The sequence below is a fragment of the Streptomyces sp. SID10853 genome (genome assembly GCF_010548145.1).
GTDB lineage: Bacteria > Actinomycetota > Actinomycetes > Streptomycetales > Streptomycetaceae > Streptomyces.
The window spans coordinates 1-18742 of sequence record NZ_JAAGLN010000016.1 but is presented as its reverse complement, the minus strand read 5'-3'; the positions used below and the strand labels follow the sequence as shown (position 1 = coordinate 18742).

At 70.3% G+C, this 18742-nt stretch carries 16 protein-coding genes and 3 pseudogenes; 12 read left to right on the top strand and 7 right to left on the bottom strand.

Features of this window, described 5'->3' with window-relative positions:
- Positions 1–101: 101 nt before the first annotated feature.
- From G3I19_RS05840 to G3I19_RS05825, 4 genes and pseudogenes are all read right to left on the bottom strand, one after another.
- Positions 102–1190 (bottom strand): annotated as a pseudogene (locus tag G3I19_RS05840) (ABC transporter family substrate-binding protein); the annotation flags it as partial.
- Positions 1190–1360 (bottom strand): annotated as a pseudogene (locus tag G3I19_RS05835) (ABC transporter permease subunit); the annotation flags it as partial. The pseudogenes G3I19_RS05840 and G3I19_RS05835, both read right to left, overlap by 1 nt.
- Before the next feature lie 105 nt (positions 1361–1465).
- Positions 1466–2374 carry a PDR/VanB family oxidoreductase gene (locus G3I19_RS05830; protein ID WP_164260188.1) on the bottom strand — a complete coding sequence of 303 codons (909 nt, stop codon included), beginning with the start codon at positions 2372–2374 and terminating at the stop codon, positions 1466–1468.
- Positions 2375–2386: 12 nt separating this feature from the next.
- Complete coding sequence (locus G3I19_RS05825) at positions 2387–3016, bottom strand: MSMEG_1061 family FMN-dependent PPOX-type flavoprotein (RefSeq protein WP_164260186.1); 630 nt, start codon at positions 3014–3016, stop codon at positions 2387–2389.
- Positions 3017–3167: 151 nt separating this feature from the next.
- Here G3I19_RS05825 and G3I19_RS05820 point away from each other — a divergent pair, with 151 nt between their 5' ends.
- Entirely contained in the window at positions 3168–3785 is a 618-nt protein-coding gene (locus G3I19_RS05820) for a TetR/AcrR family transcriptional regulator (protein WP_164260184.1), read from the top strand.
- 50 nt (positions 3786–3835) lie between these two features.
- On the opposite strand, the gene G3I19_RS05815 is transcribed toward G3I19_RS05820, so the two are convergent.
- Positions 3836–3988 (bottom strand): hypothetical protein, encoded by a 153-nt coding sequence (locus G3I19_RS05815; RefSeq protein WP_164260182.1) that lies wholly within the window; start codon positions 3986–3988, stop codon positions 3836–3838.
- Positions 3989–4312: 324 nt separating this feature from the next.
- Between G3I19_RS05815 and G3I19_RS05810 the strand changes: the two genes are divergently transcribed.
- From G3I19_RS05810 to G3I19_RS05795, 4 genes are all read left to right on the top strand, one after another.
- The gene (locus G3I19_RS05810) at positions 4313–6151 is read left to right on the top strand and encodes a serine/threonine-protein kinase (protein WP_239073990.1); all 1839 of its coding nucleotides are present in this window, start codon (positions 4313–4315) and stop codon (positions 6149–6151) included.
- Positions 6136–7332 carry an FHA domain-containing protein gene (locus G3I19_RS05805; protein WP_203599222.1) on the top strand — a complete coding sequence of 399 codons (1197 nt, stop codon included), beginning with the start codon at positions 6136–6138 and terminating at the stop codon, positions 7330–7332. Before G3I19_RS05810 ends, G3I19_RS05805 begins: the two co-directional genes overlap by 16 nt.
- Before the next feature lie 223 nt (positions 7333–7555).
- Complete coding sequence (locus G3I19_RS05800) at positions 7556–8362, top strand: class I SAM-dependent methyltransferase (protein WP_343234994.1); 807 nt, start codon at positions 7556–7558, stop codon at positions 8360–8362.
- 162 nt (positions 8363–8524) lie between these two features.
- Positions 8525–9424, top strand: a complete 900-nt coding sequence (locus G3I19_RS05795) for a DUF3048 domain-containing protein (protein WP_164260180.1) — start codon at positions 8525–8527, stop codon at positions 9422–9424.
- Positions 9425–9513: 89 nt separating this feature from the next.
- Here the strand turns inward: G3I19_RS05795 and G3I19_RS05790 are convergent, their stop codons facing one another.
- The gene (locus G3I19_RS05790) at positions 9514–10173 is read right to left on the bottom strand and encodes a TetR/AcrR family transcriptional regulator (protein ID WP_343234993.1); all 660 of its coding nucleotides are present in this window, start codon (positions 10171–10173) and stop codon (positions 9514–9516) included.
- Positions 10174–10328: 155 nt separating this feature from the next.
- On the opposite strand from G3I19_RS05790, the gene G3I19_RS05785 reads away from it, so the two are divergent.
- The 4 genes and pseudogenes from G3I19_RS05785 to G3I19_RS05770 all read left to right on the top strand — a co-directional run bounded on the left by G3I19_RS05785 (position 10329) and on the right by G3I19_RS05770 (position 14876).
- Complete coding sequence (locus G3I19_RS05785; protein WP_164260179.1) at positions 10329–11798, top strand: cytosine permease; 1470 nt, start codon at positions 10329–10331, stop codon at positions 11796–11798.
- Between the two features lie 105 nt (positions 11799–11903).
- The gene (locus G3I19_RS05780; protein WP_164260177.1) at positions 11904–13562 is read left to right on the top strand and encodes an amidohydrolase; all 1659 of its coding nucleotides are present in this window, start codon (positions 11904–11906) and stop codon (positions 13560–13562) included.
- Between the two features lie 124 nt (positions 13563–13686).
- Positions 13687–13818, top strand: a pseudogene (locus G3I19_RS05775) (acyl-CoA dehydrogenase family protein); the annotation flags it as partial.
- A complete protein-coding gene (locus G3I19_RS05770) occupies positions 13815–14876 on the top strand; it encodes an enoyl-CoA hydratase/isomerase family protein (protein ID WP_164260175.1) in 1062 nt (353 codons plus the stop codon). The pseudogene G3I19_RS05775 and the gene G3I19_RS05770, both read left to right, overlap by 4 nt.
- A 17-nt stretch (positions 14877–14893) precedes the next feature.
- Here the strand turns inward: G3I19_RS05770 and G3I19_RS05765 are convergent, their stop codons facing one another.
- Positions 14894–15484, bottom strand: coding sequence for a TetR/AcrR family transcriptional regulator (locus tag G3I19_RS05765; RefSeq protein WP_164260173.1), 591 nt, complete (start codon positions 15482–15484; stop codon positions 14894–14896).
- 94 nt (positions 15485–15578) lie between these two features.
- Here G3I19_RS05765 and G3I19_RS05760 point away from each other — a divergent pair, with 94 nt between their 5' ends.
- From G3I19_RS05760 to G3I19_RS05750, 3 genes are all read left to right on the top strand, one after another.
- Positions 15579–16601: an alpha/beta hydrolase gene (locus G3I19_RS05760; protein WP_164260170.1), complete on the top strand. Its 1023-nt coding sequence runs from the start codon at positions 15579–15581 to the stop codon at positions 16599–16601.
- A 65-nt stretch (positions 16602–16666) separates the two neighbouring features.
- Entirely contained in the window at positions 16667–17176 is a 510-nt protein-coding gene (locus G3I19_RS05755) for a VanZ family protein (protein WP_164260168.1), read from the top strand.
- Positions 17177–17233: 57 nt separating this feature from the next.
- Positions 17234–18742: pentapeptide repeat-containing protein (locus tag G3I19_RS05750; protein WP_164260167.1), on the top strand; the 1509-nt coding region annotated here is incomplete at its 3' end.

Below are 18742 nucleotides of genomic sequence, written 5' to 3'. Positions count from 1 at the left end.
GCCCCGACCGCTACTGGCCGGCGTATCCAACGGGCCGGCGTGCCCGACTGGCCGGGGGCTCCGCCGCAGCATCGATGTGGCGGAGCCCCCGGCAGGGTGGCTTACTTCTTCTGCCAGCCGATCAGCTCGGGCGGGCCCATGACGCCGTAGTTGCCGTAGAACTGGGCGGCCCCGTAGTTGGCCAGTCCCTTCTTGACGGCCCAGATGGTGGGGCCGTTGTAGGTCGGCATGACGCCGTAGGTCTTCATGGCTTTGAACTCGACCTTGTTGCCGGCGTCGAGCTGCCGGTCCAGGCTCGGCAGGTTGGTGACGGCCTTCGTCTCCTTGTCCATGCTCTTCGGCACCGAGCGGGAGACGTTGAGAGTGGAGTCGGAGCAGTACATCTGGCAGATGTAGAGCATCCCGTTCGGGTCGCTCGAAATGAAGCCCATACCGAATATGTCGAAGGCGCGCTGGGTGAACACCTTGTTGAAGTCGGCGGAGGGGTGCGCCTTGATGTCCAGCTTGACGCCGATGTCCTTCATCATCTGGGCGAGGGCAGTGGCACGGGCCTTGGTGGTGGACCTGTCACCGATGGTGGGGAAGGTCAGTTCCAGCTTCTCGCCGCCCTTGGCCCGCACACCGTCCGAGCCGGGCTTCCAGCCCGCGGCATCCAGGTCCTTCTTCGCCTTGGCGGCATCGAACTTCACGAGCTTGCCGAAGTTGTCCTGGTAACCCTTCTGGAAGGGGTAGAGATTGAAGGATCCCGGCAGGGGCTCGGTGTAGCCAAGCCCCTGGAACGTGATCTTCGCGAGCTGGGAACGGTCGATTCCCTCCATCAGAGCCTTGCGCACCGCCGGGTCCTTCAACTGCGGCGACGTGCTGTTGAAGACCAGAGGGTTGTTGGAGGTGGTCGTGCCGCGGCGAAGGTCGGCCCCCTTCACCGACTTCACCTGGTTGAGCTGCTCTGCGTCCTGCACCTCTACCGCGTCGATCTGGCCGTTCTTGAAGGCGTTGACGGAAGCGCTCTCTTCCATCTGTACGAAGGTGAACTCGTCCAGATGCGGCTTGGCGCCCCACCACTTGGGGTTGGGCTTGTAGGAGACGGTGCCGCCCTTGGCGTCGAACTTGGAGATGGTGTAAGGGCCGGCGCCCCACTCCGGGTGGGGGTTGCTCACGTACGCCTTGTTGAAGGCGTCGGCTTTGGCGAGACGCCGAAACCGATGAAGGAGAGTGCCGTCTCGGCCTGCACGGTCGAGGCCACACCCAGGGTGAACGTCACGATGAGCAGGGACCCGATGTTCGGTACCAGGTGACGGACGATGGTGTGCATCGGACTGACGCCCATGAAGCGGGCCGCCACCACGTACTCGCGCTCACGGCAGCGCAGCCGACGACGGGCCTCGGCGGACCTCGTCCACCTGCGGTCGGTCAGCCGCTCCGTTGATACGTACCGGAGCAATCCGGCACGGCCCCTTGAGTCCTTCTACAGGTCCAGAACCAGGCGAGGTGAAAGCGCGCGGGACACGCACGGGTACATGCGGCCCTCGGGCGCGCCGATGTCGTCGCGGTGTTCGGGCTCGCCGTCCAGGACGGTGAGTTCGCAGCTGCCGCAGACACCTTCGCGGCAGCCGGACGGGACCGGCCGCCCGGCGTGGTTCAGCGCGTCGAGCAACGACTTACCGGCATCGACCTGGACCGTCTGTCCACTTCGGGCGCACACCGCCTCGAACGCCCTCTCCGGTGCGAACGTCCGCGCGGCGGGCCGGAACCTCTCGATGCGCAGCTGCCCGGCGGGGAAGGCCGCTTCGAGCGCGGCGAGCATCGGCCCCGGGCCGCAGCAGTAGACCAGGGCGTCGGAAGCCACCCCCGCTGCCGACGCGACGAAATCCGGTCTGCCGTGTGTGTCGGTCGCGACGATGGTCACTCTGCCGCCGTACGCGGCCCGCAGCTCATCGGCGAACGGCATGGAAGCGCGAGACCGGCCCACGTACACGAGTTTCGCCGCGGCACCCCGCTCGACCGCCGTACGCAGCATCGGCAGGATGGGCGTGATGCCGATGCCACCGGCCACGAAGAGGTACTCCGGCGCGGGTTCCAGCGGGAAGTGATTGCGGGGCAGGGAGACTTCGAGTGTCCGGCCGGGCCTCAGGAAACGGTGCACGTACTCCGAGCCGCCCCGGCTGAGCGGTTCATGGCGGACCGCGATGCGGTACCACTCGGGCTCCGCGGGGTCGCCGCACAACGAATACTGCCGCGTCAGCCAGTTCGGCAGGACGAGGTCGATGTGCGCCCCCGCCTCCCACGGCGCCAGTGGCCCTGCGGCGCCGCGCAGGTCCACGGAGACCACACCATCGGCGATCTCTTCGATCCGGTCGATGACCGTGTGTTGCATGGGAAACCCCTGTCAGTACAGCTCGCGATAGCCGGCCTCGAGGCCCGCTTCGACCATTGCCGGATCGATGTCTACGTTGAACTGGGCAGCCGCGACCTCGCCCACCGACGGAAGTTCATCGGCCAGCGCCTGGCTCGCTGGATCCCACATCCGGGACCGGATCAGCGCGCGACCGCAGTGGAAGTACGCCTCCGTCACCTCGACGACGATCGCAAGGACGGGCTCGCGCGCCTCCGTCTGCATCCGGGCGAGCACGTCGGGCTCGTCGGTGGGATAGCCGCGTCCGTTGACGCGCAGCGTCTCCCGGGCACCGGGGATCAGGAAGAGCAGCCCGACCCCGTCGTGCTCGGCGAGGTTGGTGAAGGAATCGGCGATCTTGTTGCCGGGCCGGTCGGGGATCGCGAGCGTGTGCTCGTCGAGCACTTTGACGAAACCCGGGTAGTCGCCCCGCGGCGAGCAGTCCAGCTGACCGGACGCGCTGGAGGTGGCCAGCGACAGGAACGGGGAATGCGCGATGAAGCGGCGGGAGAACTCGTCGATGCGGTCCTGTTTCTTCTCCTTGAGCATCGCTTCGGGTTCGCCCAGCCGGGCACGGACCTCGGCGGGTGCCACCCTGCGCGGCCGGACGCGGGCATGCGTCATGACGGGCTCCTTCCGGTTTTGTTCGCAGTGGGGTGCGCCTGCGGCAGCCGGCGCGGCGGCCAAGTCTGCTGAGCAGCAGGTCATGGCACTATTATGAGCAATTACTCAATACCGGCGCTACTCGCTTTGGCGCTGCTTCGAAGGGGGTGCCATGGGGACGGAGAAACGACGGCTTCAGCCACGTAAAGAGCCACGACAGGTGCGCGCGGAGCTCACACGGCAGCGCATCCTCACCGCGGCTGCTCACGTTTTCGCCGAACACGGCTATGCCGCGGGCACCACGAACCGGATCGCCGAACAGGCCGGAGTCTCGATCGGTTCGCTGTACCAGTACTACCCGAACAAGGACGCGATCCTGGCCGAACTGGTCACCCGGCACCTGGACGCCGGCGCCGCGGCCATGAGCCGCCGCCGCAGCGGCGCGCTGCCGGAGTCGTTGGAAGAGATCATCCGCCTGTTCGTACGGACGTCGATCGAGAACCACCTCGGGGATCCGCATCTGCTGCGGGTCATGATGGAACAGCCGCCGCTGTCGGCTGAGCTGGTGCAGAAGGTCGCCCGGCTCCACCAGGCGGACATCGAATACATCCGGGAGCTCTTCGAGACCCACCCGGAGGTCCGGGTGGCCGACACCATGACGGCGGCGCGGGTCGCGGTGTCGGCGATCGAATTCATCGTGCACCCGCTCATCGCCGAGCCCGCCCCGGTCGACCCCACCAGGCTGGAGAACGAACTGGTGGCGATGCTGACCCGGTATCTGCGCGGCTGAGCGTCGGGCCCGCAGACAGGTGCGGTGCGATTGGCCGGCCGGGCGACGGATCAACGGTCGGCGATGATCGTGCCGACGTGATGGTGCGGACGTGTTCCGAGCGGCGAGTTCCGCGTCCCGTAGCCGTCTGCGAAGAGCGACGCTGCTCCCGAGAAGATGTCTTCGCGGTGCTGGTTGGCTCCGAGTTGGACGGCGGTGGGCATCCACGTCATTTCATTTGGCGATGCGGCGATGGCGTATGAGAGTCGCCGCCTCGGCTGTGACGGCTGTGAAGGTGAGGAAGTGCTCGGGGCTGCGTTCGTAAAGAGGAGGTAGTCGCAGCCTTCGCCGCTGTGGAGTTCGGCGGACCGTCGGCGTCGGGGCCGCGGAGACGCCGAGTCCCGACTCGCCACACAGGACACTGTCCCAGGCCCTGTGACGCGTGCTCCCGAGGCGTTCCCCTTGGTTACCAACTCCTCCACGCTTGGTTACCAACTCCTCTACGCTGTACTTGCGTTGGCCCGCGATCGTCTGCTTTCTCGTACCACTTGCTCATCTGGGAGGCCACCATCAGTACGGACGCCGACATGACCCTCGGTGCGCTGCACCCCGACGACCCGCAGGAGGTGGCGGGCTACCGGCTGCGGGCCCGTCTGGGTGAGGGCGGCATGGGCACGGTCTTCCTCTCCCACACCCGCGGTAGCCAGCCGGTCGCGTTCAAGCTGATCAGACGCGAGCTCAGCCAGGACGACGGCTTCAGGCGCCGCTTCGAGCAGGAGGTACGGGCCGCGCGCCGGGTGCAGGGCTACCACCTGGTGCCGGTCGTCGACCACTACACCACGGGCGATATGCCCTGGGTAGCCTCGGAGTTCGTCCCCGGCATTCCCCTGGAGGAAGCCCTGGACGACCACGGCGCGCTACCGCTGCCCACCGTCTTCCAGCTGGTGGGCTGCACCGCGCTGGCGCTCACCGCGATCCACGCCGCCGGCGTCGTGCACCGCGACCTCAAGCCCAGCAACCTCATGCTCGCGGCGACGGGCCCGTACGTCATCGACTTCGGCATCGCCCGCGCCGCCGACGCCACGAAGCTCACCACCAGCGGCAAGTTCATCGGTACCCCGCAGTACATGTCGCCCGAGCACGCCCTCGGTGACCCCGTCGGGCCGGCGAGCGACCTGTTCTCGCTCGGCCTGATCGCGGCGGTGGCGGCCACGGGCCGGCACCCGTACGGCGAGGGCGGCGGCCTGACCATCGCCACCCAGATAGCCAATACCGCGGCACGCCCGCCGGACCTGTCGGAGTACCCGGGCATCCTCCGCCCGCTGCTGGAGCGCTGCCTGGCCGCGGACCCGGCCGACCGGATCCCGGCCGCCGAACTGGCCGCGCTCTGCGAGGAGTACGGCGGTCGGCCGCTGCGGGACATCGCCGGATGGCTGCCGGGGCCGCTGAGTGCCCGGGTCGCTGTCCGGGCCGAGGCGGCGCGTGCGGCCGGGCAGGAGGCCCCCCGACAGGGTGGGGAGGCTGGGGGAGCGCCTACGGAGCAGAGCACGTCCGGCGGCACGTCCGCCGGCTCAGGCCCGTCCGGTACCGCAGGCCCTTACGGACCGCCGCCCGGCACCGCCGGGAGCCACCGCTTCGCCGACACCGCCACCCACCCCTGGACCGAAGGACCGCAGCAGCCTGGATTCGGAGGTCCGTACGGAGGCGACCCCGGGACCCGACAGCCGTCGCCGCCGCCATTCACCCCTGCGCAGCAGCAGTGGTCGGCCGGCGGCGGCAGCCGTAAGAGACGCAACCCGGTGCTGATCACCTGCCTGTCCGTCGGTGGTGCCTTCCTCGCCCTGCTCATTGCTCTCATCGCCTGGCTCTGGCCGGACGGCGGTTCCCCCGACCCCGGCCCCGGCCCGGGGCCGACAGTGCAGAGCCCGACCCACAACGAAAAGAACAACGGCGGAGAGCCGGAAAAGCTCATCGCCGCGCAGCCGTTCGCACTCCGCGCACCGGCCGAACCCGAGGTCGTCCCGGTCGATCTCGACAAGCCCAGGATCTACGGCCACGACGAGACCGCGGACGGCGACGAGGAACTGGTGATGAGCGAAGTGCGCAGCCCCGAATCCGGCGGTCGCTGGGAGCTGGAAACGCCCATGGGCATCAGCAGCGGAACGTCGTACGCGAAGTGCAATCAGGCCCCGGGCAGCAACGCGCTCTCGGGGAACGTCGAGAGCACCGAGCTGAAGCGACAGCGGACCATCAAGGCGGGCACGGTGCTGTGTACCAGGACCAGTGAGGGCAATCTCGCGATGCTCGTGATCGAGCGGATCACCCCGTCCAGCGGCTCGGACCTCCCGGATGTCCAAACAAAGCTGACGCTGTGGGGCGCAGAGTGACGATGGACCTCGACGACATCGCGGCGCACCTCACCGGCGACCCGGAACAGGCCGACGCCCTGATCGACCTCTCCAACGTTGTCCGCGACACCGCCATTGGTGGCCCGCACGCCCGCTCTCTCGACCGTCTCGGCCTCGTCCTCGACGCTCTCGCCCGCCGCACAGGCGACCGCAACGCGACGGCCTACGCCCTGGCCGACCGCAGCCTGCGCCACAACGTCCACGAATACCCCGACCGTGCGCAACCCGCCCGTCTCGTGGAGTGGATCGAAGCCGGCCTCGTCGAGGAGCTGCCCGACGCCGACGAGCGCCTCCTCGACCTCGCCGAAGGCTTCGGTCTGCCGGTGATCAGCCGGGACGGCTTTGCCGACTTTCGCCTCACCCACCCCTGGATCCAGGGCAACACCACACAGTTCCTCACCCCTGTCCCGACCCCCGTACGGGCCGTGAAGCTCGCCGAACGGGACATGGGTACCCGCAGCCCCGCGCAGATCTCCCGAAAGCTGGAGGAGTCCGACCTGAAGGCCCACGGCCTGCTGGCCGGACGCAACCGCAGGCCGATCACCGAGGTCGTACGCCGCCACTGGCGATGCCCCGAGCGCGGCTGCACTCTTTACGACAGCCGCAGGGGCGGCGCCATACGCCTGCCCCGCATGAAGCGCGGCGTCCCCGTCTGCGAGCTGCACCGCACCCCGCTCGTCGACGACGGGCCGCGCACCGGCGTCGCGCAGCTGAAGCTCCTCGTGGACGGTGACTGCCTCCACCGCTTCACCCTGGACGTCGGCTCCACCGTGGTCCTGGGCCGCGACCCGGGCCCCGGCGGCATCTCCCTGTACGGCCACGTCGCCCCGGAGCGGCTGCGCCGCATCAGCCGCGCCCATCTGTCGGTCCAAGTCTCGGCGCAGTCCCTCGCCCTCCGCAACCTCGGCGTCAACGGCACCCGCCTCCGCCGCAACGGCGCCAGGCAGCCCACCCTGCTCACGGACGAGGAGTACGTCACCCTCCACGTGGGCGACACCGCCGAACTGGCGGAAGGTATCCACCTCACCCGCAGCGCCCGCCGCTTCCCCATGGAAATCGCTGCCGCCTGGCAATCCCGCCCCCAGCGGCAGCCGACCTCTGGGCCGACCGCGGCGATCACGATGCTCGGCGAGACGGCAGCCTCCGACGGCCCTGGTTGAGCGGCGAATTCTTCGGGGCTCGGGGTGCGGGCCTCTTCGAGGGACCGGGCGAGCCGCGGTTCGACGTCGTACGGGCGGGCGTTGAGGGTGTCGACCGGCCTCGCCGTACCCGCCTCCGGTGAACAGCGGCGCCCCGAACGGCCATGAGCGGGGTTGCCGGCCGGACGGTTGGGTACTGTCCGGTGCGGCCATGATGTGCTCGGTCCAGGGGGTTGGTGGTGTCGTGAACGGGTTCGACGAGAGTTCGCGTTCCGTCTGGTCGGGGCGGGCTGTTGCGTACGCGGAGTCCTTCGCCGCGTTGTGCGCGTATCCGATCGGGCAGTTGCTGGACGCCGTCGGGGCCGGTCCCGGTGTCCGTCTGCTGGATGTGGGCACCGGGTCGGGGAACGTCGCTGCGGGAGCGTGCGCGCGGGGCGCCCGGGTCAGCGCGGTCGATGCCGAGCCGGGGATGGTGGAGTTCGCGGCCAAGGCTGTGCCCGCCGCTGATGTGCGTGTCGCCGAGCTGCCCGTTCTGCCCTTCGACGACGACGCCTTCGACGGAGTGACCGCCAACTTCGTGCTGGACCATGTCGGCCGGCCGCGGGCCGCGCTGGCCGAGTTGGGCCGGGTGACCAGGCCGGGCGGACGGATCGCGGTGACCATGTGGTCCGTGCCGGCCGGGGCCGGGCGGGACCTGCTGGTACGGGCGACGGAGGCCGCTGGTGTGGAGCGCCCGGCTCACCGGCCCGTGCCGGCGCCCGAGACCGATTTCCCGCGCACTGAACAGGGGCTTGCAGACGTGATGTTGGCAGCCGGGCTCTCCGGCCCCTCCTGCCGGACCGTCGCCTGGGACCATCGAACATCCGCGCAGGAGTGGTGGCACGGTGCGGCATCGGGTGTCGGCTTCACCGGTCACCTCATCGCCGCCCAACCGGCCGGGACCAGGGCGGAGATCAAACGGCAATTCGACCTGCTCAGCTCGGAGTTCACCGGCCCTGACGGCCGGCTCGCCCTGCCGCACAGAGCGCTGCTCGGCTGCGGAACAGCCTGATCTGCTGTCCGCTGTCTGCTGAGAACGACAACGACGCCGAGATCCGTTGCCTTCTGGGTGTGAGTTCGCTGCGTGTGAGCGTTATGCCCGAGTATCGTCCAGTGGGCCGGGATGGTACGCCGCTGGCGGGGCCTGTGGTCGGTACGGACGTGAGGAGCGCGGATGGACGGGTCGAAAGCACTCCGGGCGGGCGCGGTCGCGGCCCTCGTCGTGGGGCTGGCCGTGGGCTGTTCGGCCTCGAAGAGTGGTGGCTCGGGCCGCTCGGTCCTGACCGGGGAGAGCGGGGCCGCGGGCCGGGTCCTCGCCGTGAAGGTCGACAACGTACGCGCCGCCCGGCCGCAGACCGGGCTCAACGACGCGGACCTCGTGTACGCCATCGAGGTCGAGGGCGGGCTCTCGCGCCTCATGGCCGTCTACGACAGCAGCCGTCTGCCGCCGACCGTCGGGCCCGTCCGCAGTGCGCGGGAGACTGACCTCCAGCTGCTCCAGGCTTACGACAAGCCCGCACTCGCCTTCTCCGGTGCCCAGAGCATGCTGCTCCCCGTACTCAAGAACTCGGACATCGTCACCAGAACCGGCACCAGTGCGTTCTTCCGCGACCCGGACCGGCCGGCCCCGCACAACGAGTACGTGCACACGAAAGGGCTCACCGACGGCGCCGGTACGGCCAAGGACATCGGGCTGCGCTTCGCCGCGGAGGTCCCCGGCGGCGGGCGGCCGGCGGCTGTCACGTCGGCCTCCATGCCCGCCGCCCGGTTCACCTTCACCTGGGACGCGCCGCGCTACCGGGTCGCCATGGACGGTGCGGCATCGCCCTGGACGGCCGACAACGTGATCATCCAGCGGGTGAAGGTCAAGGAGTCACGCTTCCACAGCCGCACGGGATACGTTCCGTTCTCCCGGACCGTCGGGAGCGGCTCCGCCGTCGTGCTGCGTGACGGGCGGTCGTACGACGTGCACTGGAGCAGGCCCGCGGCGGACGCCGGGACCACCTACGCGTACCAGGGGCGGACCCTGCCGCTGCGGCCCGGCCGGACCTGGATCGTCCTCGCCCCCGGCTGACGGAGCGCGGACAGAGGTATCGGAGCTGACGGCCGTGTTGGTCATGTCGGCCGCCTCGGTCATGTCGGCCGTGTTGCCCGGCAACGATGTCAGCCGGTGCCGCCCGGCCGGCTGTCCGTGGTGCCCGCGGTGTCCGTCAGTGTCGTGACGCCGAGCAGTCGGTTCGCCGCCGACCGGGCCGACGCCAGGGCCGCCCTGCGGTCCGCGTCCCGCTGGCCCAGTGCCACCCGGGTACTCAACCCGTCGAGGAGCGCGAGGAGTTCACCGGCTCGCGCCGGTACGTCGTCGATCGCGAAGCGCTGCTGCACCGCACCCTTCGCCAGGACCTCTTCGAGGTCCTCCTGCCAGCCGCGGTCCAGCTCCTCCTGGGCGGCGCGCAGCTGTTCGTTCGACCCGGCGCGCGCCCACAGTTCGATCCAGAGCATCCAGCGCGGATCCCGCGGGCCGTTAGGCAGATACAGCTGGAGGAAGCGGTCGAGCAGGCGCGTGGCCGCCGTCCGGCCCGCGAGCAGGGCCCGGCGCTCCACGGTGAGCGCGTCCTCGCTCCACCTCAGCGCCTCCAGCAGCAGCCGGTCCTTGCTGCCGAAGTAGTACAGGATGTGGCCGCCGCTGGTCCCCAGCCGCTCGGCGAGTGCGGACATGGTGAGCGCCGCGAGCCCGTTCTCGGCGATGGCCGTCATGGCCTCTTCGAGCATCCGGTCCCGTGCGATCTTCCCGTCCTTGCGATGTGCCACTTCCGCCCCGCTCACGCTGGTCTGCTCCGGACGCTGTCGAGCCTATCCCCGACCTGTGAGATCAATTCGGCCGGAGGTCTTGACGTGCCGGCGGTGCGGGGCGCATCTTGAATGCCGTTCTAACACTTAGAACGGCATTCAAAGTGTGGATGCGGAATACGGAGGCTCGTATGGCGCGACAAGCGACGGACGTCACCGACCGGAGCGCGCCGCCGGGCGCCCCGTCGAGTGCCGCGCGGCCGGCCGGCCGGGGGACCGGCGTCAGCAGTGACGAGGTCTTCCAGGTCGAGACGCACGGCATCGACCCGATTCCCGACGAGGAGCGGCACGGCAGCGCGAAGGACCTCTTCTGGCTCTGGTTCGGCTCCAACCTGACCTTCACCTACGTCATCAACGGCGCCCTCGCCGTCAGTTTCGGGCTCTCCTTCTGGCAGGCCACCGCCGTCGTGGTGCTCGGCGGGCTGACCTTCTTCGTGATCAGCGCCGCCGGACTGAGCGGCATCAGGACCGGCACCGCGACCCTGGTCATCTCCCGGGCCTCCTTCGGCGTCCTCGGGAACTTCCCCGCCGGTCTGCTGAACTGGGTCGTCTCCATCGGCTACACCATCGTCAACACGGTGGTCGGCACCCTCGCACTCGAAGCGCTCTTCGCCGACCTCGGCTGGCACGACGGCGGTGACGCCGCCAGGGCGCTCGCCCTGGTGATCACCCTCGCCGTGACGTTCGCGGTCGCCATGTGGGGCCATGCCACCGTGCAGTTCGCCGAGCGCTGGATGGCGTACGTGCTCGCCGCCGGGTTCGGTGTGCTGCTGGTCTTCCTGCTGCCGGGCGCCACGACGGGCGCCGCCTCCGGCGGTACGCCCGGGTTCTCCGGCTGGACGCTCGCCTTCGTCGTCATGCTGGCGGGGCCCTTCTCGTATCTGCCGATGCCCGCCGACTACACCCGCTATCTGCCCCGCGAGACCTCGCTGCGCTCCATCACCTGGAGCGGCGCGCTCGGCGGTCTCATTTCCTCCGTCGCGCTCGGGGTCGCCGGTGTCGCGGCCGCCACCCAGGCCGATATGACGGACGCCGTGGCCGGGGTGGAGAAGCTGCTGCCGGGCTGGTTCCAGCCGGTCTTCCTGCTGCTCGTACTCGGCGGTTCGGTCACCAACTCCATCCTGACGCTGTACTCGTCCAGCCTGAACCTCCAGGTGCTCGGCATCCCGTGGAGCAGGGCCAGAGCCATCATCGTCAGCGTCGCCGTGACCGCCCTCGGCTCGCTCGGCGCGCTCTTCCTGGTGGACTTCACCGAGTCGCTGCTGAGCTTCCTCTCCCTGCTGATCATCGTGTTCGCCCCGTGGGGCGGGGTCTTCCTCGCCGACATGCTCATACGCCGCTGCCACTACGACACCCGGTCGCTGCACGCGGGCCGCGGCGGGGCGTACTGGTATCGCGGCGGATTCCACCCCGCCGGGATGGCCGCCCTGGTCTCCGGTATGGCCTTCGCCGCGCTGACCTGCAACTCCGAACTGTGGACCGGGCCGTTGGTCGCGCCACTCGGCGGCGGCGACCTCACGCTGCTCGGCTCGGTCGTCTCCGGGCTCGTCTACTGGGCCCTGACCCGCCGCAGGCTGCGAACGGCTCCCGCCGACAACTGACCGGTAAGCGTACGGCCTTTACTGCCCGCACCAACCGCCTTACCCGTACGGCCCGCACCACTGGCACCGCCGTACCACCCGTCCTACCCCAGGAGTCCGTCCCTCATGACCCGCACCACCGCGCCCGCCGATCTGGTCCTGCGCAACGCCCGTATCCACACCGTCGACCCGCGGCTCCCCGCCGCCGAGGCGCTCGCCGTACGCGACGGCCGTATCGTCTGGCTCGGCCCCGACGCGGAGGCGGCGGCCTGGGCGGGCGACGACACCCGGATCGTCGACGGGGCCGGCCGGCTGGTGCTGCCCGGTTTCATCGACGCCCACAACCACGTACGGCTCGGGTCCGACGACGCCTGCGTCCAGCTCGCCGGAGCCCGTACGCTCACCGAGATCCACCACCGCATCACCGCCTGGTGCGCCGAACACCCGGACGCCGAGTGGATCGAGGCCGAGGCGTTCGACTACTCCGCGATCCCGGACGGCCGGATGCCGAACGCGGCCGACCTCGACCGGGTCACCGGCGACACCCCGGCCTTCGTCCTCAGCTACGACGTCCACACCGCATGGCTCAACACCGCGGCCCTGCGCCGGCTCGGCGTCACCAGGGTGACCACCGAGCTGCCGTTCGGGCGCGCCGAGACCGACCCGGAGACCGGCGAACCCACCGGATTCATCAAGGACTTCGCGGTCAAGGGGCTGTCCCGCGACGGAAACCGGGCGCTGCGCGAGCTGGGGGTGCCGTGGGCCGCGTCCGACCGCCAGTACGGCCGGCTCGTCAAGAGCCTCGACGACGCGATCCGCTTCGGGATCACCACCGTGGTCGAGCCGCAGAACTCCCTGGACGACCTGGAGCTGTTCACCCGCGCCCGCACCGAGGGCCGGCTCCGCTCGCGCCTCGTGGCCGCGCTCTTCCACCCGCGCGGCACCACCGACGCCGACCTGGACGACTTCGCCGCGACCGCCGCCCGCTTCAACGACGACCGGATGCGGGTCGGTCCGCTCAAGCTCTACATCGACGACGTGGTCGAGCCGCGCACCGCCGCCCTCCTGGAGCCGTACACGGGCTGCGGCAGGCACCGGGGCGACACCTTCTACCCGGCGGAGGAGTTCGCCGGGCTGCTCGCCAAGCTGGACGCCCGGGGATTCCAGTGCTTCGTGCACGCCACCGGCGACCGGGGCATCCGCACCGTACTGGACGCCGTCGAGCACGCCGCCGCGGTCAACGGACGGCGCGATGCCCGCCACCAGGTCGTCCATGTCGAGTGCCTCGACCCGCAGGACACGGCGCGCTTCGCGGAGCTGGGCGTCGTCGCCTGTATGCAGCCGAGGCACTGTGCCCCCGAGATCGCGGGACCCGGCCAGGACTGGGCCGAGAACATCGGCTCGGACCGCTGGCACAAGGCATGGCCCATGCGCAGCCTGCACGAGGCGGGCGCGGTGCTGGCCTTCTCCAGCGACTGGAACGTGGCCGAGATGGACCCGCTCATCGGTATCTACACCGCGGTCACCCGCCGTCCGCTCGGCGGCGGCGAGCCGTGGCAGCCCGGCGAGACGGTGGACGTCGAGACGGCCGTCCACGGCTACACCATGGGCTCCGCCTACGCCAACTTCCTTGAGGACGAACGGGGTTCGCTGACCGTCGGCAAGCTGGCCGACTTCACCGTGCTGTCCAGGGACATCCTGCGGATCAGCCCGGACGACATCCCGGGCACGCGGGCCGAGCTGGTCGTCGTCGGCGGTGAGGTGGTCGCCGGTACCGGGGCCTGAGACCCGGGCGGTGGTGTCCGGGGTGGGGGTGCGCGCGGTGACGGCGTACCGGGCGCGTGGTGTACGGGGAGGCCGGTTCCTCCGTACGGCCACCCGCCCCCAGCCGCCCACCCCTCTCCCCTGAGGCCACCGATTCGCGAACGAGTACGGTGGCGAGGAGACCGTCCGTGACCTGCGGGTCCACCGGATCCTGGAAGGAACCAACGAGATCATGCGCGTCACCGTGGCCCGTGGACCGAGGCAGGTGTTCCCGTGACCGCCGGCGAGGAGCATGTGCTGCTCCGTACCGAGGGCCGCGCGGCCCACATCACGCTCAACCGGCCGCGGGCGCTCAACGCCCTCACCCACGCGATGGTGCGGCGCATCGACGAGGCCCTGGCGGCCTGGGAGAGCGACCCGGCCGTGGAGACGGTGATCACCACCGGCGCCGGGGGCCGTGGCCTGTGCGCCGGTGGTGACATCCGGTCCATCTACGAGGACGCGCGCGCCGGAGGCACTGCCTCCTACGGATTCTGGCGGGACGAGTACCGGCTCAACGCCCGTATCGCCCGCTACCCCAAGCCGTACGTCGCCGTGATGGACGGCATCGTGATGGGCGGCGGCGTCGGACTCTCGGCGCACGGCAGCGTCCGTATCGTCACCGAGCGCTCGCGGATCGCGATGCCCGAGACGGGTATCGGCTTCGCACCTGATGTGGGGGGTGCGCATCTGCTCGCCCTCGCGCCCGGTGAACTCGGCACCCACCTCGCCTTGACGGGCACTCAGATCGGTGCGGACGACGCCCTGTTGTGCGGGCTGGCCGACCACTTCGTACCATCCGACGACCTGCCCCGGCTGCTGGCCGGCCTCGCCACGCAACCGGTCGGGGACGCCCTCCGGCCGTACGTGGGTCAGCCGTCGCCCGGAGAACTGGCCGGGGACCGGGCGTGGATCGACGACTGCTACGGCGCCGACACCGTCGAGGAGATCGTCGTCCGGCTGCGCGGCCACGGTTCGGCCGCCGCCCGGGCGACGGCCGACACCCTGGCCGGCAGGTCGCCCACTGCCCTCAAGGTCACGCTCGCCGCGATGCGCAGGGCCCGCAGGCTCGGCTCGCTGGAGCGTGTCCTGGAGCAGGATTACCGGAGTTGCTGCGCCGCGCTCGCCTCGCACGACCTGGCCGAGGGGATCCGCGCCCAGGTCATCGACAAGGACCGCAGTCCCCTCTGGAAACCGGCCACCCTGGCGGAGGTCACCGACACCGAGGTGGCGCGTTACTTCGCCCCGCCCGCCGGGGAGGAGTTCCGGCTGGCCGCGACCCCACGGCAGGCGTAGACCCGGCCACCCGGGCACTAACTCCGGGCGTGCAAGGCGTGCGAGAGCGCGCTCATGCTGATGTCGACGACCGTGCGGAGCTGCTGCCGGCCCGCCCCGGTCCTGCTCATCACGGCCAGTGCCTGGTTGACCCCTGTGATGTGAACCGCGAAGTCGTCGGCATCGCTCTCGGTCAGCCGCGCGGCTTCCAGGGCGGTCCGCAGCCGTGTGCGCTGAAAGCCCAGAGCTTCGACCGCCCGTGCGGCGATGGCGGGGCTGAGTACCGGTGTCGCCATCGCGGTCTGGGCGATCAGGCATCCATCAGGTACGTCGGGGTCGGCGATGCGCCGCAGGGTGACGTCGAAGAACGCCCGTACCGCCTGGAGCGGTTCCTCGGACGCACCGGAGAGCGCCTGGTCGTACCTGCTCCCGTACCGCGCGGCGTAGCGGTCGAGGCAGCGCAGATAGAGCGAGTCCTTGTCGCCGAGCGAGGAGTAGATGGAACTTCGGTTCAGTCCGGTCGCCCTGGAGAGGTCGTCGAGAGACGTGTCGGCGTATCCGGACCGCCAGAACTGGACCATCGCCGCGTCGAGCGCGACGCCCATGTCGAACTGCTTCTTCCCGGCCATCACGTGTGCACCTCGCTCCTGGACCAGCCGCTGCTGATCTGCCCATCCTACCCATCTTGAACTAGTCAGTCCAAGATGGGTTAGGCTCTGAGGTATGTCCGATGACGCCATGGCCCCGAACCACTCCCGTGACCAGAAGAACCCCTTCCCCGGGCTGCCGCTGCACGACCTCGCGGGTTTCGCTCACCGCTGGGCCGATGCGGAAGGAATCCGGCTTCATGCCGTGGAAGGCGGATTGCCAAACGGCCCCACCGTCGTTCTGCTCGCCGGATTCCCGCAGACCTGGTGGGCCTGGCGAAAGGTGATGCCAGGGCTTGCCGAGCGATTCCATGTGATCGCGATCGACCTGCCGGGGCAGGGCCACTCCGACCGCCCTCAGGGCGGCTACGACACGCACACCGTCGCTTCGCGCGTCCAGGCCGCGCTGGCCGCGCTCAAGGTGCCGGAGTACTGGCTCGTCGCCCACGACATCGGGGCCTGGGTGGCCTTCTCGATGGCCCTGAAGTACGAAGAGCGCCTGCACGGTGTCGCCCTGCTGGATGCCGGCATTCCCGGAATCACCCTCCCGGACTCCATCCCGACGGACCCCGACCGGGCCTGGAAGACCTGGCACTTCGCGTTCCATCTGGTGCCCGAACTGCCCGAGACTCTGCTCACCGGGCGTGAGCGTGACTACGTCGGCTGGTTCCTGAAGGCCAAAGCGCTCTCACCGGACGCGTTCGACGACGCCGAGATCGACCATTACGCCGCCGCCCTAGCGGCCGAGGGCGGGCTCCGGGCGTCTCTCGCCTACTATCGCGACGCCGCGGAATCGGCCCGCAGCAACCATGAGGCTCTCGAACGAGGGCACTTGAGCATCCCGGTCCTGGGCATCTCCAGTTCCCACGGCTCGATCCCCGACATGGCCGCCTCCATCCGCCCGTGGGCGGAGAACGCGACCGGCGCCTTCATCCCGGAAGCAGGGCACTTCATTCCCGACGAGCAGCCCGACGCGACTGTTGAGGCGTTGACCGCGTTCATCGACCAGGAGCGTGGCCGCCCCCGCCCTTCGAGGGGCACCCGCGGTGGGGCAGCCGGCAGGCACCTTCCGGCGGCTGACCCCGGCGGGCTCATGTAGTTCTCATCTTCGGCATCACGTGCAGACCTGGCATGGTGTGCCATTTGAGCGGTAGGTTCTGCCCCATGGCCTCCTCGATGCACAGTGCCGTGATGGCGGCGCTCACCCTGGTCCTTGCCGTGGTCGCGGTCGTGGCGCACCGGCCGGCCGCGCGGAGAACCGGCTGGTCGGCAGGGGTCACCCTGGGGGTGCTGCTCGCGGTGACGGTGTGTCTGGGGATCACGCTCCCCGACCAGATCGTCGGCGGGACGGCCGGGCGGCTCGGGGCGTGTGTGACCGGTGATTCGGTCCGTACGCTCACGGGCGGCTTCGCGCACAACGCGGTCAATGTGGTGCTGTGGGTGCCCATGGGGCTGCTGGGCACCCTGGCCTCGCGCCGGCCGCTGCTCGTGACGCTCACGGGATCGGCGGCGTGGGTGGTGGTGGAACTGCTGCAGACACTCGATCCCGTACGGTCCTGCCAGCCGCTCGACTGGGCGAACAACACGCTGGGCATCGCGGCCGGCGCGCTGCTGGGATGGCTGATCGGCCGGACCCGAGTCCGGGCGGGGAGGCCGGGCCAGGGGCTGTCCTGACTCGGCTCAGGGTGTGGACTCGCGCAACCGGCCGCCCCGGCTGCGCGTCCTCACAGTATGCCGATCCACGTCGCCCCCGCCTCCTCACCCGAGCCGCCGCTCTGGCCGTACTGCGGGTCAGGAGCGGTTGAGGTCCGGGACCCGGTCGGATGCCGCGGCCGTCGGGTGGACCCGTACGGGGAGTGCCTGGCGCACCTCGCGGACGCCGACCGGGCCGCGTACCTCGACGGACTGGTGCCCGGCAGCAGGCTCGACCACCGCGGCACACCGTTCACCGGCGACACGCTGTGGCGGTTGCTGGACCGGCTGCGCGACCGGGCGACGGGGGAGCCGCGCCTCGGGGCCGCCTTCTTCAAGGACGCGGTCTTCTCCACCCGGGCCGTGTTCAACGGCGCTGTGTTCTCGGCGCGGACCGTGTTCGACGGGGCCGTGTTCTCGGCCGAGGCCGACTTCGGCGGGGCGGCGTTCTCCTCCTACGCCGGGTTCGGCGGGGCGGCGTTCTCGGCCGGTGCCGGATTCGGCGAAGTGACGTTCTCCGGCGGCGCGGTGTTCGACGAAGCGGAGTTCTCGCAGGAGGCGGTGTTCCGGCGGACGCGCTTCACGGCGCACGCCGGGTTCCGGCAGACGAGGTTCCGCGGCAACGCGGTGTTCGACGAGGCCGTGGTCTCCGGCGAAGCCGCCTACGACGGCGCGGTGTTCGCGGCCCGCGCCGAGTTCGGCCGGGCTGTGCTCGACCGCGCCATGTTCCGCGGGGCGGCGTTCGCCGGTGTCGCCTCGTTCGCGGGTTCGCGGTTCGCCGCGCGAGCGGACTTCGAGGAGGCGGTGTTCGCCGCCGACGCCGGGTTCGACCGTGTGGTGTTCTCCGCAGACGGCGCGTTCACCGGGGCGGCGTTCGGCGCTCGCGCCGGATTCTCCGCGGCGGGCTTCGAGGGCTGTGCCGGGTTCGACCGCGCGGTGTTCTCCGGGCGGGCCGGGTTCGACGGGGCGGTGTTCTCCGGCCGGGCCGGGTTCGACGCGGCGGTGTTCGCCGCCGAAGCCGGCTTCTCCGGCGCGGTCTTCGAGACCGCTGCCCGGCTGGGCCCGCTGACCTGCCGGGGAGTTCTCGACCTGTCCGGCGTACGGTTCGGGGGCCCCGTCACCATCGAGGCCGCCACCACCCGCCTCGCCTGCGGACGGACCCGCTGGGAATCCACCGCGGCACTGCGGCTGCGCTACGCCACCGTCGACCTGAGTGACGCGGTCATCGACCACCCGGTGAGCATCACAGCGCAGGCGCGGCCCTTCGCGGGCGCCGGGGAGACGGATGGGGCGGAGCCGGTCCTGGGCGACGCGGATCCGGGTGTACGCATGGCATCCCTGCGAGGTGCGGACGCCGCGCACCTCATGCTCCAGGACATCGACCTCTCCGGCTGTCTGCTGTCCGGAACCGTCCACCTGGACCAGCTGCGCCTGGAGGGCGACTGCCCGCTGGCGCCCGCCCCGTCCCGGCCGTACCGGCGGGGGCTGCTGCCGGTGTGGCCGGCCGTACGGCGCACCCTGGCCGAGGAGCAGCACTGGCGCGCGGCG

Excerpts from the sequence above, each read along its gene's own strand:
- G3I19_RS05785 (WP_164260179.1), top strand. The coding sequence starts at position 10,329 with ATGGCGCGACAAGCGACGGACGTCACCGACCGGAGCGCGCCGCCGGGC.
- G3I19_RS05815 (WP_164260182.1), bottom strand. The coding sequence starts at position 3,988 with ATGCCCACCGCCGTCCAACTCGGAGCCAACCAGCACCGCGAAGACATC.
- G3I19_RS05795 (WP_164260180.1), top strand. The coding sequence starts at position 8,525 with ATGGACGGGTCGAAAGCACTCCGGGCGGGCGCGGTCGCGGCCCTCGTC.
- G3I19_RS05820 (WP_164260184.1), top strand. The coding sequence starts at position 3,168 with ATGGGGACGGAGAAACGACGGCTTCAGCCACGTAAAGAGCCACGACAG.
- G3I19_RS05780 (WP_164260177.1), top strand. The coding sequence starts at position 11,904 with ATGACCCGCACCACCGCGCCCGCCGATCTGGTCCTGCGCAACGCCCGT.
- G3I19_RS05825 (WP_164260186.1), bottom strand. The coding sequence starts at position 3,016 with ATGACGCATGCCCGCGTCCGGCCGCGCAGGGTGGCACCCGCCGAGGTC.
- G3I19_RS05755 (WP_164260168.1), top strand. The coding sequence starts at position 16,667 with ATGGCCTCCTCGATGCACAGTGCCGTGATGGCGGCGCTCACCCTGGTC.
- G3I19_RS05830 (WP_164260188.1), bottom strand. The coding sequence starts at position 2,374 with ATGCAACACACGGTCATCGACCGGATCGAAGAGATCGCCGATGGTGTG.
- G3I19_RS05765 (WP_164260173.1), bottom strand. The coding sequence starts at position 15,484 with ATGGCCGGGAAGAAGCAGTTCGACATGGGCGTCGCGCTCGACGCGGCG.
- G3I19_RS05760 (WP_164260170.1), top strand. The coding sequence starts at position 15,579 with ATGTCCGATGACGCCATGGCCCCGAACCACTCCCGTGACCAGAAGAAC.